This window comes from Frankia sp. Mgl5 (genome assembly GCF_023242985.1).
Classification (GTDB): domain Bacteria; phylum Actinomycetota; class Actinomycetes; order Frankiales; family Frankiaceae; genus Parafrankia; species Parafrankia soli.
In genome coordinates this window covers 1-275 of record NZ_JALKFY010000111.1, presented here as the reverse complement: position 1 = coordinate 275, position 275 = coordinate 1, and the positions used below count along the sequence as shown (strand labels likewise).

The following is a 275-nucleotide window of genomic DNA, read 5'->3' as shown; positions in this document are numbered from 1 at the left end:
CCGAAATTGAGGCAATCGGTAATCGCCAAAGGCTCCGCACCGGAGCAGACCACGTTGCGGGCCGACTCGGCAACGGTAATCGCACCGCCTACCCGAGGATCGAGATAAACGTAGCGTCCGTTACAGTCTGTGCTCATCGCCAAAGCTTTACGGGTACCGCGAATCATCACTACCGCAGCGGCTGAACCAGGTTTTACCGCCGTGGAGGCACGGACAATATGATCATATTGCTCATAGACCCAATGCTTGTTGGCTACTGTAGGCTGCGACAATAC

1 protein-coding gene is annotated in these 275 nt (G+C 55.3%); it reads right to left on the bottom strand.

Going from position 1 to position 275, the window contains the following annotated elements:
* A partial coding sequence (locus tag MXD62_RS08590; protein WP_248828859.1) for an AIR synthase related protein occupies positions 1-275 on the bottom strand: 275 nt, incomplete at both ends.